A 14,978-nucleotide genomic window follows, 5' to 3' on the forward strand; every position below is an offset into this window, starting at 1 on the left:
CGGCAGTTGCGCGCCGGGGGCCCCTGTCCGTCGTGCGGCACCGCCGCCCGGCCGCGACCCGTGCGGGACGTGCCGCCGCGGCAGGGAGCATGCTCCGGACCGTCATAGGGTGGCCCCTGCATGCTCGGTGGCCGTTGGCCCGACCCATCGAACCACATGACACGTTCATGGCAATTTTGGCAATTTCAGGGGGAAACCTTTCCATGCGATCCATACGTCCGCTGCTCGCCGCGACCGGTCTCGTCGCCGCGCTCGCGCTGACGGCCACGGCCTGCGGTCCGAGCGAGGACGACGCGTCCGGCAAGCCCGCCGCCGAATCCCCGGGCGGCCAGGACGCCGGCGACCGCTTGCCCGACGGTCTGGCCGAGACGCTGAAGAAGCACGGTGTCGACCCGGAGAAGTGGAAGAACGGCGAGTGGAAGAACTGGGACAAGGACAAGTGGCTGCGTGAGGCCAAAGACTTCGTCAATCCGGTCATCGAAGGGCTGTGGAAGCCCGACCGGATGAAGACCGCCAAGGACCCGGCGAAGACCATGGCGGCCGGCGACGTCTCCGGCGGTCAGGGCATCAGCGACCCGGAGCCCGCTCCGGTGCAGGCAGAGCGCGAGAAGACGCCGTACCACGACTACGCGGCCCCGGTCGGCAAGGTGTTCTTCGACTCCCCCGAGGGCTCGATGGTCTGCTCGGGCACGGTCGTCAAGGACCCCGAGAACCCGGGCAAGTCCAACCTGGTGTGGACCGCCGGGCACTGTGTGCACGCCGGTTCGAAGGGCGGCTGGTACCGCAACATCGTCTTCGTGCCCGCGTACAACGACAAGGGCAAGTCCGCCGCCGCGCTGGAGAGCGCGCAGCCGCAGGAGATCGCCCCGTACGGCGCGTACTGGGCGGACTGGGCGACGACCTCGGGTGAATGGCTCGCCGACGGCGGACCCACCGGGGGCGAGGGCGCCCCGTACGACTACGCGGTGCTGCATGTGAAGCCGGAGAGGGGCACCAAGTCCCTGGAGGAGACCGTGGGCAACGCCCTGTCGGTCGACTTCGACGCTCCCGAGATCTCGCGGATCGACGCCATGGGCGCCTGGGGATACCCGGCCGCTCCCCCGTACGACGGCCTGATCATGCACAAGTGCGTCGACCGCCCAGGCCGTCTCTCCATCAGCCCGAGCACTCCGGCGATGTACCGCATCGGCTGCACCATGACCGGTGGGTCGTCCGGCGGCGGCTGGTTCCGCAAGGGCAGTGACGGCAAGTCGGTGCTGGTCTCCAACACGTCCATCGGGCCGGTGACTTCGGGCTGGCTCGCCGGCCCCCACCTGGGTCCGGGCGCCAAGGACGTCTTCACCACGACGAGCGAGAAGTTCGCCGGCCGCTGACCGCCGCCTCCACCCCAAGACGGCCGAAGGCCCGCCCCTGGTCGGGGCGGTCCTTCGGGCGATACGAGCCTTTTCGCGTCGCGGTCAGTGCGCCACGGGGACGAACGAGGAGAGCTCGGCCGCCAGCTCCTCATGCACCCGCGCCTTGAGCAGGGTGCCCTCCGACGTGTGCTCCTCGGAGATCACCTCGCCCTCGGCATGCACCCGGGAGACGAGTCCGCCCTGGATGTACGGGACGAGCGCGTCGATCTCGACCGACGGCCGCGGCAGTTCGGTGTCGATGAGTGCGAGCAGCTCATCGATACCGGCGCCGGTGCGCGCCGAGACAGCGATCGCGTGCCTCTCGATGCGCAGCAGTCGCTGGAGCACCAGCGGATCGGCCGCGTCCGCCTTGTTGACCACCACGATCTCGGGCACGTCCACCGCACCGACTTCGCGGATCACCTCGCGCACCGCGGCGAGCTGCTCCTCCGGCGCCGGATGGGAGCCGTCCACCACGTGCAGGATCAGGTCGGACTCGCCGACCTCCTCCATGGTGGAGCGGAACGCCTCGACGAGGTGGTGCGGCAGATGCCGTACGAACCCGACGGTGTCGGCCAGCGTGTAGAGCCGGCCGCTCGGCGTCTCGGCCCGGCGCACGGTCGGGTCCAGGGTGGCGAACAGTGCGTTCTCCACCAGGACGCCTGCCCCGGTGAGCCGGTTGAGCAGCGAGGACTTGCCCGCGTTGGTGTAGCCGGCGATGGCGACCGACGGCACCTTGTTGCGCTTGCGCTCCTGGCGCTTGATCTCGCGGCCCGTCTTCATCTCCGCGATCTCCCGGCGCATCTTCGCCATCTTCTCGCGGATCCGCCGCCGGTCCGTCTCGATCTTGGTCTCACCGGGACCACGAGTGGCCATGCCGCCACCGCCGCTGGAACCGCCGCCGCCCATCTGACGGGAGAGCGACTGACCCCAGCCTCGCAGCCGCGGCAGCATGTACTGCATCTGTGCGAGCGAAACCTGCGCCTTGCCCTCTCGGGACTTGGCGTGCTGGGCGAAGATGTCGAGGATCAGGGCGGTCCGGTCGACCACCTTGACCTTGACGACGTCTTCCAGGTGAATCAGCTGGCCGGGGCTGAGCTCACCGTCGCAGACGACGGTGTCGGCCCCGGATTCGAGGACGATGTCGCGCAGCTCCAGCGCCTTGCCCGAACCGATGTAGGTGGCCGGGTCCGGCTTGTCGCGGCGCTGGAAGACGGCGTCGAGCACCTGGGCGCCCGCCGTCTCCGCCAGTGCGGCCAGCTCCGCGAGGGAGTTCTCCGCGTCACGCACGGTCCCCGACGTCCAGACACCGACCAGCACCACGCGCTCCAGGCGCAGCTGTCGGTACTCGACCTCGGTGACATCTTCGAGCTCGGTGGAGAGCCCGGCCACACGCCGCAGCGCGGCGCGCTCGGAGCGGTCGAACTGCTCGCCGTCCCGCTCCGTGTCGATCTTGTGGCTCCAGGCGACGTCCTCTTCCATCAGGGCGTCGGCCCGAAGGCTCTCGGTGAGGCTTTCGGTGACATTCTCCGTAGCACTCTGCGCGTCCTGCGCGTCCTGGGGAAGGGAAGAAGAGGAGGTCATTGGATCCTTACGTCGTTGGAAGTCCGTTACATCAGTCACAACGCGTGACCCCTTCCGATGATTCCCTCCGTCGGGAATCTCCGGTCCGGCCGCCGCGGCGACCCGTCGATGGTTGCACGGCCGCGCCTCGCCAGTCACCCGGGTTTATCGCTGTGCGGCGGGCGCGGTGCTGCGCCAGTCCGGGTGCCCAGGCATCGGCGGGGTCTTCTCCCCGTACAGCCAGCCCTCGAGGAACGAGGTCAGGTCGCGGCCCGCGGTCCGGGACGCCAGGCGGACGAAGTCCTCGGTGGTCGCGTTGGAGTCCCGGTGCTTCTTCACCCAGCTCCGCTCCACCCGGTCGAACGCGCTGCTCCCGATCTCCTGGCGCAGCGCGTAGAGGATCAGCGCGCTGCCGTCGTACACCACCGGCCGGAACAGGCTGATCTTGTGCCCGGGCGCCGGGGCGTCGGGGCGGGCCGGCGGACCGCCCGCGGCTCGCCAGCCGTCGGACCTGGTGTACGCCTCGCGCATCCGGTCCTCCAGCGGCTTGTCGGCGTGGTCCTCGGCGTAGCGGGCCTCGTACCAGGTGGCGTGCCCTTCGTTGAGCCAGAGATCGGACCACCGCTGCGGGGAGACGCTGTCGCCGAACCACTGGTGGGCGAGCTCGTGCACCATGATCGATTCGAGGTACCACTCGGGATAGCCGACCCCGGCGAACAGGGAACGTTCGAAGAGTGAGAGCGTCTGGGTCTCCAGCTCGAAGCCTGTCTCGGTGTCGGCGACGAGCAGCCCGTACGTCTCGAAGGGGTAGCGGCCGACCTGCTGTTCCATCCACTCCAGCTGGGCGGGGGTCCTGCTGAGCCAGGGTTCGAGGAGCTTGCGGTCGGCGGTGGGCACCACGTCGCGCATCGGCAGCCGGTGCGGGCCGGTCCGGTGCAGGACGGTGGACCGGCCGATCGAGACCTGGGCCAGTTCGGTGGCCATGGGGTGTTCGGTCCGGTAGGTCCAGGTGGTGTCGGCGCCGTGCCGGGCCGTGCCGGCGGGCAGTCCGTTGGCCACCACGGTGAGGCCCTTGGGCGCGGTGACCCGGAAGGTGAAGTACGCCTTGTCCGCGGGGTGGTCGTTGCTCGGGAAGACCCGATGCGCGGCGTCGGCCTGATTGGCCATGGCCAGGCCGTCGGCGGTACGCAGCCAGCCACCGGTGTCCTGGTCGCCGCTGGGGTCGCTGGTGTGCCGGACGGTGATGCTCAGCGGCACCCCGGCGGGGAGCCGCCCCGCCGGCTCGATGACCAGGTCCTCGTCCTTGAGAGCGAAGTCGGCGCGGAGTCCGTTGACCTCGACCCCACGGACCGTGCCCCGGGTGAAGTCGAGGTTGATCCGGTCGAGCGGTTCGGTGGTCCGCGCGTCGATCCTGGTGACGGCGTCCAGCGGCTTGCTGTTGTCGCCGTGGTAGGTGAGTCCGATGTCGTAGGCGCGGACGTCGTACCCCGGATTGCCGAGATGAGGGAAGAGCGGATCGCCGATGCCGAGCGGCACGGGCGAGGGGAGGGTGGCTGCGACGAGGGTGGCTGATGCGGTGGCCAGCAGAGCGGCCCGCAGGCGGCGGGAGATGAACGGCATGAACTACCGCTACCAGCGACTTCCCGCCGGACAGGCGCGGCGCGCGCCGCGCCACCCGAACGAGATCTCTGTGGGCAGATGGCTCCCGCCGACGGGGTCAGACAGTGGCCGCCCGGTGCTGGGCGCGGCTCACGTCGTACACCCCGGGCACGTCACGCATGGCGCGCATCAGGGCCGGCAGTCCGGCCGCGTCGGGGAGTTGCAGGGTGTAGGTGTGCCGGACGCGTTGTTCGCTGGGCGGTTCGACGGTGGCGGCGATGATCGCCGCGTCCGCCGTCGCGATCGCCTCGGTGAGATCGGCGAGCAGCCGGGGGCGTCCGAAGGACTCGGCGACCAGTGTGACCCGGCACTCGGTGGCCTCTCCCCAGCTCACCCCGACCGGCGTCCGGCCGACGGACCGCATCCGGGCGACGGCGGGACACTCCAGGCGGTGCACGGTGACGGCGCCGCCGCGCACGAGGAATCCCGTGACTGCGTCGGGGGGTACGGGGGTGCAGCAGCCCGCGAGCCGTACGGGGGCGTGCGGCCGGTCCACCACAGCGCTCGCGGCCACGGCAGGCCCGGTGCCCGCGGTCTGTTGAGCCTGTGGTCCGGGCCTGGAGTGCCCCTGCGCCTGCTGTTCGGGTCCGGACTCCGCGGGCCGGGCGCCCTGCGGGCCGCGGGTGGCCTCGGGGTGGGCGTCCAGCCAGCCGGTGATGGCGATGCGGGCGGCGGGGGTCCGGGCGTGGTCGAGCCAGTCGGGCGAGGGGCCCGAGGCGGCGTCCTCGGCGAGCAGCAGCTGCACCGTGTCGCCGTCGCTGAGTACGGTGCCGAGGGTGGCCAGGCGGCCGTTGACCCGGGCGCCGATGCAGTTGTGCGCCTCGTCCCCGTACTGCGCGTAGGCGGCGTCCACGCAGCTCGCTCCGGCGGGCAGCCCGAGCGTGCCGCCGTCGGTCCGGAAGACCGTGATCTCCCGGTCCTGGGCCAGATCGGCGCGGAGCGTGGTCCAGAAGGTGTCGGGGTCCGGGGCGGACTGCTGCCATTCGAGGAGCCGGGAGAGCCAGCCGGGCCGGGTGGGGTCGGCGCGCTCCCCGTCGGCGGGTTCGGCGGCCTGGGGGCCGGTGCCGTTGTCCGCGGCGTACGGGTTGCCGAGGGCGATGACTCCGGCCTCGGCGACCTTGTGCATCCGGTGGGTACGGATGAGGACTTCGGCGACCGCCCCGTCCTCGCCCACGACGGCAGTGTGCAGCGACTGGTACAGGTTGAACTTGGGGGCGGCGATGAAGTCCTTGAACTCGGAGATCACCGGCGTGAAGCAGGTGTGCAGTTCACCGAGCACCCCGTAGCAGTCGGCGTCCTCGCCGACCAGCACCAGCAGCCGGCCGAAGTCGGTGCCGCGCAGCTCGCCGCGTTTGATGCCGACCCGGTGCACGGACACGAAGTGGCGTGGCCTGATGAGGACTTCGGCAGCGATGCCGGCCTCCCGCAGCACCGTCGTGACGTTCTCGGCGATGGCCGCGAGCGGGTCCTGACGGGCGGCGCCGGAGCCGTCCGGCCGCGCCGACGCGGCGTCGATCAGCGCGCGGGTCCGTTCGTACTCCTCGGGGTGGAGGATCGCGAAGACGAGGTCCTCCAGCTCGGTCTTGAGGGCCTGTACCCCGAGCCGTTCGGCCAGCGGGATCAGTACGTCGCGGGTGACCTTGGCGATCCTGGCCTGTTTCTCGGGCCGCATCACGCCGAGGGTGCGCATGTTGTGCAGCCGGTCGGCGAGCTTGATGGACATGACCCGGACGTCGTCCCCGGTGGCGACCAGCATCTTGCGGAAGGTCTCGGGCTCGGCCGCCGCTCCGTAGTCGACCTTTTCGAGTTTGGTGACGCCGTCGACGAGGTAGCAGACCTCTTTGCCGAACTGCTCCCGCACCTGATCGAGGGTCACATCGGTGTCCTCGACGGTGTCATGGAGCAGCGATGCGGTGAGTGTCGTCGTCTCGGCGCCGAGCTGGGCGAGGATCAGGGTGACCGCGAGCGGGTGCGTGATGTACGGCTCGCCGCTCTTGCGCATCTGTCCCCGGTGCGAGGACTCCGCGAGTACGTAGGCCCGGCGCAGGATCGAGAGGTCGGCATCCGGGTGGTGGGCCCGGTGCGCCTCGGCGACGTGGCCGATGGCGTCGGGCAGCCGGTCGCGGGACGCGGGGCCGAGCAGCGCGACGCGGCCGAGCCTGCGCAGATCGATCCGGGGACGGCCCCGTCTGCGGATGGGGGCACCTGGGCTGGTGGCCTCTGCGCTCATGGGGGCACCTCCGGCGACGTCGACCGGCGGTGGGGAGGTGCGGTCGCGCCTCCGGGCCGGTGCTTGATGCTACCGAGCCCACCACGCGGCGGAGTGCCGCTCTCGCCGAGCGTGAAAGGGATCACCCATTCGAGCGAAGTCCTAACCGGCCACCGTTTCGAGCCAGGCGGGATCGATCAGCCCCTCTGCGACGATCACGGCCGGTCCGGTCATCTCGATCTCGCCGTCAGGCCGCTCGGTGATCAGGAGGGTGCCGCCCGGCAGATCGACGGTGTACGTGACCGGGGTGCCGGTCTCCGTGGGGTCCGCGCCGTCCCTGCGGGCCGCGGCGACGGCCACGGCGCAGGCGCCCGTGCCGCAGGAGCGGGTCTCGCCGGAGCCGCGCTCGTGGACCCGCATGGCGACATGGCGCGGTCCGCGGTCCACCACGAACTCGATGTTGACACCGTCGGGGTAGACGGCCGCGGGGCTGTAGGGCGGTACGGAGAGCAGATCGCCGGCGTGTGTCAGGTCGTCGACGAAGGCGACGGCGTGGGGGTTGCCCATGTTCACGTTGCGGGCGTTCCAGCTACGGCCGTCGAGGCTGACCGTGACGCCTTCCTCGGGGAGGAGCGCGCGCCCCATGGAGACCGTGATGGCGCCGTCCTTGGCGATGTGCACCTTCTTCACGCCGCCCCGGGTCGCGACGGCCAGGTCGCCCTGCTCGACGTGCCCGGCGCGCTGGAGGTATCCGGCGAAGACCCGGACCCCGTTGCCGCACATCTCGGCGATCGAGCCGTCCGCGTTGCGGTAGTCCATGAACCATTCGGCCTCGGCGGCCATGGCCTTCGCCTCGGGGTGCGAGGCGGACCGTACGACGTGCAGCAGTCCGTCACCGCCGATACCGGCCCGGCGGTCACAGAGCTGGGCGACGACGGAAGCGGGCAGGTCGATGGCGTTGTCCGCGTCGGGAACGATCACGAAGTCGTTCTCGGTGCCGTGACCCTTGAGGAAGGCGATCTGCGAGGTGCTCACAGGGCAACTGTACGAAACGGCGCCGACAACCGACGGCCCCGGCCCGCCCCGCGGGCGCCGGCACGACAGCTCCGACCACCGCGGAAGCCGTACCGCCCGGGACGGCTCCGGCGTCACTGGAGCCGCGCCACCCGCCAGACGGCCAGGGCGACCAGCGTGCCGCCGACTGCGACGTACAGGGCGATCACCCGCCAGTCCGAGCGTTCGCCCGAGCCCCGCTGCGGCAGGCCGGGCCAGGTGTATCCCACCCGGCGGGCGGCCATCATGCCCCAGCCCGCGGCACAGCAGCTGATCAGCAGGCCGAGCATCGCCACGACCGCGCCGCCGTCGCCGAACTCGAAGGCGAGCGGGAAGGCGAACATCAGCGATCCCACCGCGGCGAGCATGACGATCGGTGCCAGCTGCCAGATCCGCAGCTTGCGAGCGGGCCGCAGCTCGACCTCGACCTCGGGGGTCGCTTCGAGCTCGTCCGGCCCGTCGGGGCTCAGACTTCCCGCTCCGTGCAGCGCGTCCGGTGCGTCTTGTTCAGTGTCGCGAGGGCCGGCCTCCATCGCCACGCGCCCTCCCAACTCGGACTCCACTGGTCGATCGATGCTCGATGATGGCACGCTCCGGGTCGTCGAAATGACGGGCAGGGCTTCCCGATGCCATCACGTGATCAGGCTGTAACCGCTCGTTCGATCAACGCCAGCGCCTGGCGCGGGAGTTCCCCGCGGTGTTCCGCGGCGCCGCTCAGCCAGTGGACCCGCGGGTCGCGGCGGAACCACGAGTCCTGACGGCGGGCGAATCGCTTGGTGGCGCGGACGGTCTCGGCGCGTGCCTCGTCCTCGGTGCATTCCCGGGCCAGCGCGGCGAGTACCTGCTGGTAGCCGAGCGCCCGGGACGCGGTCCGGCCCTCGCGCAGGCCGTGCGCCTCCAGGGCTCGCACCTCGTCCACGAGCCCGGCCTCCCACATCCGGTCGACCCTCAGGGCGATGCGTTCGTCGAGTTCGGGGCGGGCCACGTCGACGCCGATCTGGACGGTGTCGTACACCGCATCGTTACCGGGGAGATTCGCGGTGAAGGGCTTGCCGGTGATCTCGATGACTTCGAGGGCCCTGACGATCCGGCGGCCGTTGCTGGGCAGGATGGCCCGGCCCGCTTCGGGGTCGGCGGCGGCGAGCCGCGCGTGCAGCGCTCCGGAGCCGCGCTCGACCAGCTCCTCCTCCAGCCTGGCCCGCACATCGGGGTCCGTGCCGGGGAACTCCAGGGCGTCGATGGCGCCCTTCACGTAGAGCCCGGAGCCGCCCACCAGGACGGGGGTGCGGCCGGCGGAGAGCAGCCGGTCGATCTCGGCGCGGGCCAGCCGCTGGTACTCGGCGACGCTGGCGGTCTCGGTGACGTCCCAGATGTCCAGCAGGTGGTGCGGGACTGATTCTCGTTCGGCGAGCGTCAGCTTCGCGGTACCGATATCCATCCCCCGGTAGAGCTGCATGGAGTCGGCGTTGACCACTTCGCCGTCGAGCTGCTGAGCAAGAAATACTCCCAGATCGGACTTTCCGGCCGCAGTGGGACCGACGACGGTGATGACCCGCGGTGCGGGAGCTGAGCTTCTCACCGCCACAGTCTCGCAAACCTCAGGCACTCTTCCCGAACGAGTGAGGTAACCGGCCAGGAAAGGGAATCGTTCGCCGTCCCGGCCCGGACCCGTTCGCCAGGCCCCTCCGGGCGGCGCGGATCGTCTCGCACGCCAGTAGAATTCACATTGAATATGGGCGTTTTTTCACGGTTTGAAGAAGCGTCCGGCCGTAGTCCCCCAGCAGGGAAGGTGCCCGATGGGCTTCCTGGACAATTTGAAGGCCAAGCTGAGCCCCGCCAAGGACAAGGTCGGCGAACTCGCGCATCAGCACGGGGAAAAGATCGACCATGGGCTCGACAAGGCCGCGCGCACGGTCGACGAAAAGACCAAGGGCAAGTACAGCGACAAGATCGAGTCCGGCACGAGGAAGGCCAAGGACGCGGTCGAGCGCCTGTCCCACAAGAAGGACGAGGGTGGTACGCCGCCGCCCGCTTCCTGACCATGAACTGATCGGGTCCTGCGGGTGACGGCCGTGGAGCGGCGACGCCGCATGGCCGTCACCCGCAGGACCCTGGGCGGCAGCTGCTCAGGACCAGGCGGCGACCAGGTAGCCGACGCCGTACGGGGCGTCCTCGTACAGCAGCCGTCCTCCCAGGCCTGCCCCTTGTGCCGCACCCGCGAGGACCTGCCAGGGTGCCCGGCCCGCCGCCTTCAGTTCGTACGCCAGTGACTCGTCAAGCGCGATCAGCGCGTCCGGGTCCGCCTCGCCCAGCGCGCGGGCGGCCGCCGCGTCGAACGCCTCGGCGCGTTCGTCCAGGTAGCCGGGGGCCTTGAGCGTGCGACAGGCGCTGCCGTCGCCCAATACGAGCAGCGCGACCCGGTCCGCCCGTGCGGCCAGGTCCCGCCCGGCGCTCGTACAGCGCTCGGCCGCCAGCTGCTCCCCCACACCCAGCCCCTCGACCGGTGCACCTGCCCATTCCGCGCGGGCCAGCAGCCAGGCGCCGACGGCGAGGGACGGCGGAAGCGAGTGGTCCGCCCCCACCGGTCCGAGGTCGCGGCCGAGCCGTACGCCAAGGTCGACGCCGAACCCCTCGAAGGTTCCGGTCGCCCCCTCGGGGTGCGGCCCGCGGCCCGGCCGGTCCGCGGGCCCGACCACGATCAGCAGGTCGGGACGCGCGGCTGCGAGCACGCCGAGAGCGTCGGCGCAGGCGTCCCGCAGGGTGTCGAGCTCGGGAGCGGCCCCGGCGGCGACCTCGGGTACCAGCAGGGGTGGGCAGGGGCAGACAGCGGCGGCGACAAGCATGGAGGGCAGCGTACTGCCTGGCCGCGAGGCCCCCGCGGTCTCGGCCCCCGGTCGTCCCGGGCGCTGCCCGGTCCTGCCGCCGCGCGGGAGACCGACCGCCGTCGGCCTCCCCCGTCAGTCGCAGCCGCAGCCCGGTACTGCTGCGGTGCGGGAAACCGGCCGTCCCGCCGCCGGGCTCCCCGCTGTCAGTCGCAGCCGCAGCCCGGGGCCGTCGCGGCCGGCAGCGGTGCCGGGGCTCCGATGCCGGGCAGTCCCAGCATCACTCCGGCCGGCTTGGCGGCCTCGGCGGAGTTGCGCTTCTCCCAGGCGTCCCCGGCCCGGGTCCGCCGCACGGCGACCGGTGCGCCCTCGGCGAGCAGGTGGTGCGGGGCCGCGTAGCTGATCTCGACGGTCACCACGTCGCCGGGACGCACGTCCTCGTCCGGCTTGGTGAAGTGGACCAGGCGGTTGTCGGGGGCGCGGCCGGAGAGGCGGTGGGTGGCGCCGTCCTTGCGGCCCTCGCCCTCCGCGACCATGATCTCCAGGGTCCGGCCGACCTGCTTCTTGTTCTCCTCCCAGGAGATCTCCTCCTGGAGTGCCGACAGGCGCATGTACCGCTCCTGGACGACTTCCTTGGGGATCTGCCCCTCCATCTCGGCGGCCGGGGTCCCGGGGCGCTTGGAGTACTGGAAGGTGAAGGCGTTGGCGAAGCGCGCCTCGCGGACCGCGTGCATGGTCTGCTCGAAGTCCTCCTCGGTCTCGCCGGGGAAGCCCACGATGATGTCGGTGGAGATGGCGGCATCCGGCATCGCGGCGCGCACCTTCTCGATGATGCCGAGGAAGCGCTCCTGCCGGTACGAGCGCCGCATCGCCTTGAGGATCGTGTCCGAGCCCGACTGCATCGGCATGTGGAGCTGGGGCATCACATTGGGCGTCTCGGCCATCGCGGCGATCACGTCGTCCGTGAAGTCGCGGGGGTGCGGCGAGGTGAAACGGACCCGCTCCAGGCCCTCGATCCTCCCGCAGGCGCGCAGCAGCTTGGAGAAAGCCTCGCGGTCGCCGATGTCGGAGCCGTACGCGTTCACGTTCTGGCCGAGCAGGGTGATCTCTGAGACGCCCTCGGCGACCAGGGCCTCGATCTCGGCGAGGATGTCGCCGGTGCGGCGGTCCTTCTCCTTGCCGCGCAGGGCCGGGACGATGCAGAAGGTGCAGGTGTTGTTGCAGCCGACGGAGATCGAGACCCACGCGGCGTAGGCGGACTCGCGGCGGGTGGGGAGCGTGGAGGGGAATGCCTCCAGGGATTCGGCAATCTCGATCTGCGCCTCCTCCTGGATGCGGGCGCGCTCCAGCAGCACGGGCAGCTTGCCGATGTTGTGCGTGCCGAAGACGACATCGACCCAGGGGGCCCGCTCGACGATGGTGTCGCGGTCCTTCTGCGCCAGGCAGCCGCCGACTGCGATCTGCATGCCGGGCCGCTTGGTCTTCATCGGGGCGAGCCGGCCGAGGTTGCCGTAGAGCTTGTTGTCGGCGTTCTCCCGCACCGCGCAGGTGTTGAAGACCACGACGTCGGCGTCGCCGTCGGAGCCCTCGGCGGCACGTACGTAACCCGCGCCCTCCAGCAGCCCCGACAGCCGCTCGGAGTCATGGACGTTCATCTGGCACCCGTAGGTGCGCACCTCGTACGTTTTCAAACCGTCCACTACTCCACCAGCCACGTCGTTGCCGCTCACCCGTCCAGGGTAAGGGCTCTGCCCGGGCCCCGATGATGGTTACCCCGCCCGGCGGCCACCCACCAGCGGGAGGCGGGCCTGGTCATCGCCGGGGCGGGCTGGCAGGATCGCCGCCATGCTCCAGGCACTCTCCCGTATCGGCAGACGGCGCGTCCTTCAGATGTCCGCCGCCGTCGCCGTCGTGCTCGGGCTGCTGCTGTGGTGGCTGCTGCCGCTCGGACAGCCGGCCCCGACCGGCACGCTGACCTTCAGCACCGGTGTGCGCAGCGGGGTCTACCAGCGCTACGGCGAGCGCCTCAAGGGGGACCTGGCCAGGGATCTGCCCAAGGTGTCGATACGGCTGCAGACCAGTGAGGGCTCGCAGCAGAACATCGCCCGGGTGGCGACCGGGAAGGCCGACTTCACCATCGCCACCACCGATGCCCTCGCCACCTATCTGCGCAGCGGCAAGCCCGGCGCGGACCGGCTGAGGGGCTGCGTGCGGCTGTACGACGACTACATCCAGCTGGTCGTACCCCGCGACTCCGAGGTGCGCAAGGTCTCGGACCTGCGCGGAAAGCGGGTCGGGGTGGGGCAGCGGGGTTCGGGCGTGCGGCTGGTCGCCGACCGGCTGCTGACGGCCGCGGGGCTCGACCCCGCGAAGGACGTGACCCCGGTCCCCGCCGGTATCGACACCATGCCGGAGCAGTTGGAGGACGGCCGGCTCGACGCCTTCTTCTGGTCCGGCGGACTGCCCACCTCCGCCGTGCAGGAGCTGTCGGACCGGTTCGCGATCCGGCTGGTGCCGCTGGAGGCTCCGCTGGTCAAGAAGCTCCAGGCAGCGGGCGGGTCCGCCCGCTACTACCGTTCGGCCATGATGCCCGCCGACGCCTACGGCAACGCGCAGCAGGACCAGGCGGTGCCGACGGTCGCGGTCGCCAATGTGCTGGTGACCACGGACCGCTCGGATCCGGCGTTGACGGAGGCGTTCACCCGGACCGTGATCGACAGCAGGGACCGGATCGGGCGCGAGGTGCACGCGGCCCAGCTGGTGGATCTGCGTACGGCGATCTACACCGACCCGCTGCCACTGCACGAAGGGGCCAGCCGCTACTACCGCTCGGTCAAGCCCTGACCCCGCCCCCCTTTGTTCCTCCGGCTCAGCCCTGCGGGCCGTTGCGCGGCACCGAGACCGTGACCCGCAGCCCGTGCGGCTCACGGGCCGCGTAGCTCAGGGAGCCGCCGCAGGCCGCCAGGAGCGCCTGCGAGATGGAGAGCCCGAGGCCGGATCCCTTGATGTTCTGGTGCTGGGTGCTGCGCCAGAACCGGTCGCCGATGCGTTCCATCTCCAGTGCGGTGAGGCCGGGCCCGCGGTCGGCGACGACGACCGTGACGTCATCGTGGCCGGAGGCGACCGTGACGACGACCTCTTCCTCGGCAGGGGTGAATTTCAGGGCGTTGTCGATGATCGCGTCGAGGGCGCTCGACAGCGCGATGGGGTCCACCCAGGCGGTCACCGCGGACGAGCCGTCCGCCCGGAGCCGTACCCCCCTCTCCTCGCCGACCGGCCGCCAGGACGCCACGCGCTCCGCGGTGAGCGCGCCGATGTCCGTGAGCTGCAGATCGGCCGCGGCGTGTTCGGCCAGCGCCAGGTCGAGCAGGTCGTCGAGGACCTGCGCGAGGCGCTTGCCCTCCATGCGCACGGAGGCGATCTCCTCGTTGCCCTCGGGGAGTTCGAGCGCGAGGAGCTCGATCCGCAGCAGCAGCGCGGCGAGGGGGTTGCGCAGTTGGTGCGAGGCGTCGGCGACGAAGGCGCGCTGCTGCTCCAGTACGTCCTCGACGTTGTCGGCCATCTCGTTGAACGAACGGGCCAGGCGCCTGAGTTCCGGTGGCCCGCCGGAAGCCGCGACCCGCGATCGCATGCGTCCGCTGGCGATGTCGTGGGTGGCCGCGTCCAGCGTCCGCACCGGCAGCAGGACCCAGCCGGTGAGGCGGATCGCGGCGCCGACGGCGACCAGCATCGCAATCGCTTCGCCGGCCGCGATCAGCAGCCAGCCGCGGATCGTGCGCGAGCGCATCTCGTCGGTGGGCGAGTCGAGGACCACCACGGCGACGACATCGCCGTCCCGTACGACGGGTGAGGCGACGACGACCCTGCCCTTCTGCCACGGCCAGACCTGTGGTGGATCGTGGCTGCGCCGCCCGAGCAGGGCCTCCTTGAACGCCTCGCGCCCCTCCCCCTCCAGTGGCAGCTGCCAGGCGGCGGGGGCCTTGGCCATGGCGCTGTCGTCGCGGCGGAAGATACCGGCGCGGATGCCGTACACGGACTCGTAGGTGTCGAGTTCATTGCGCAGGGTGCGTCGGCGCTCGTCGTATCCGGCGACCGGATCGGTCATGAACTGCGCGAGTGCGGCGAAGCGTGCCGTGTCGTCGATGCGGTCGATGACGACGCGTTGCTGCTGGGCGGCGGCCACGCTGACGGCCAGCGGGAAGCCGAGAGCGAGCAGTACGCCCGCCATGAGAACGATGAGCAGGGGAAGCAGCCGGGTGCGCACCTGGGACGTACGCC

At 71.0% G+C, this 14,978-nt stretch carries 12 protein-coding genes; 3 read left to right on the forward strand and 9 right to left on the reverse strand.

The window, feature by feature from the left end; translation table 11 throughout:
- Positions 1 to 203 precede the first annotated feature (203 nt).
- Complete coding sequence (locus ACFYY7_RS07605) at positions 204 to 1,373, forward strand: trypsin-like serine peptidase (RefSeq protein ID WP_388658284.1); 1,170 nt, start codon at positions 204 to 206, stop codon at positions 1,371 to 1,373.
- Between the two features lie 84 nt (positions 1,374 to 1,457).
- Here ACFYY7_RS07605 and hflX read toward each other — a convergent pair whose 3' ends face one another.
- The 6 genes from hflX to miaA all read right to left on the reverse strand — a co-directional run bounded on the left by hflX (position 1,458) and on the right by miaA (position 9,457).
- Entirely contained in the window at positions 1,458 to 2,978 is a 1,521-nt protein-coding gene (hflX, locus tag ACFYY7_RS07610) for a GTPase HflX (protein WP_382934390.1), read from the reverse strand.
- 144 nt (positions 2,979 to 3,122) lie between these two features.
- Positions 3,123 to 4,577: a M1 family metallopeptidase gene (locus ACFYY7_RS07615; protein WP_388658287.1), complete on the reverse strand. Its 1,455-nt coding sequence runs from the start codon at positions 4,575 to 4,577 to the stop codon at positions 3,123 to 3,125.
- A gap of 97 nt (positions 4,578 to 4,674) precedes the next feature.
- Complete coding sequence (locus ACFYY7_RS07620) at positions 4,675 to 6,846, reverse strand: RelA/SpoT family protein (RefSeq protein WP_388658290.1); 2,172 nt, start codon at positions 6,844 to 6,846, stop codon at positions 4,675 to 4,677.
- 141 nt (positions 6,847 to 6,987) lie between these two features.
- Entirely contained in the window at positions 6,988 to 7,860 is an 873-nt protein-coding gene (dapF, locus tag ACFYY7_RS07625) for a diaminopimelate epimerase (RefSeq protein WP_388658292.1), read from the reverse strand.
- Between the two features lie 113 nt (positions 7,861 to 7,973).
- Positions 7,974 to 8,411: a hypothetical protein gene (locus ACFYY7_RS07630; protein ID WP_356088101.1), complete on the reverse strand. Its 438-nt coding sequence runs from the start codon at positions 8,409 to 8,411 to the stop codon at positions 7,974 to 7,976.
- Between the two features lie 107 nt (positions 8,412 to 8,518).
- Positions 8,519 to 9,457 carry a tRNA (adenosine(37)-N6)-dimethylallyltransferase MiaA gene (miaA, locus tag ACFYY7_RS07635; RefSeq protein WP_388658295.1) on the reverse strand — a complete coding sequence of 313 codons (939 nt, stop codon included), beginning with the start codon at positions 9,455 to 9,457 and terminating at the stop codon, positions 8,519 to 8,521.
- A 217-nt stretch (positions 9,458 to 9,674) separates the two neighbouring features.
- On the opposite strand from miaA, the gene ACFYY7_RS07640 reads away from it, so the two are divergent.
- Positions 9,675 to 9,917: an antitoxin gene (locus ACFYY7_RS07640; RefSeq protein WP_358947803.1), complete on the forward strand. Its 243-nt coding sequence runs from the start codon at positions 9,675 to 9,677 to the stop codon at positions 9,915 to 9,917.
- An 87-nt stretch (positions 9,918 to 10,004) separates the two neighbouring features.
- Here the strand turns inward: ACFYY7_RS07640 and ACFYY7_RS07645 are convergent, their stop codons facing one another.
- A complete protein-coding gene (locus tag ACFYY7_RS07645; RefSeq protein ID WP_388658298.1) occupies positions 10,005 to 10,721 on the reverse strand; it encodes a class III extradiol dioxygenase subunit B-like domain-containing protein in 717 nt (238 codons plus the stop codon).
- Between the two features lie 185 nt (positions 10,722 to 10,906).
- Entirely contained in the window at positions 10,907 to 12,400 is a 1,494-nt protein-coding gene (gene miaB / locus ACFYY7_RS07650; RefSeq protein ID WP_388658423.1) for a tRNA (N6-isopentenyl adenosine(37)-C2)-methylthiotransferase MiaB, read from the reverse strand.
- A gap of 145 nt (positions 12,401 to 12,545) precedes the next feature.
- On the opposite strand from miaB, the gene ACFYY7_RS07655 reads away from it, so the two are divergent.
- Positions 12,546 to 13,544: a TAXI family TRAP transporter solute-binding subunit gene (locus tag ACFYY7_RS07655; protein WP_388658301.1), complete on the forward strand. Its 999-nt coding sequence runs from the start codon at positions 12,546 to 12,548 to the stop codon at positions 13,542 to 13,544.
- A gap of 25 nt (positions 13,545 to 13,569) precedes the next feature.
- Here ACFYY7_RS07655 and ACFYY7_RS07660 read toward each other — a convergent pair whose 3' ends face one another.
- Positions 13,570 to 14,964 (reverse strand): sensor histidine kinase, encoded by a 1,395-nt coding sequence (locus tag ACFYY7_RS07660; protein WP_388658303.1) that lies wholly within the window; start codon positions 14,962 to 14,964, stop codon positions 13,570 to 13,572.
- Positions 14,965 to 14,978: the final 14 nt, after the last annotated feature.

This window comes from Streptomyces sp. NPDC001933, from assembly GCF_042890955.1.
In the GTDB taxonomy this organism is placed as follows: domain Bacteria; phylum Actinomycetota; class Actinomycetes; order Streptomycetales; family Streptomycetaceae; genus Streptomyces.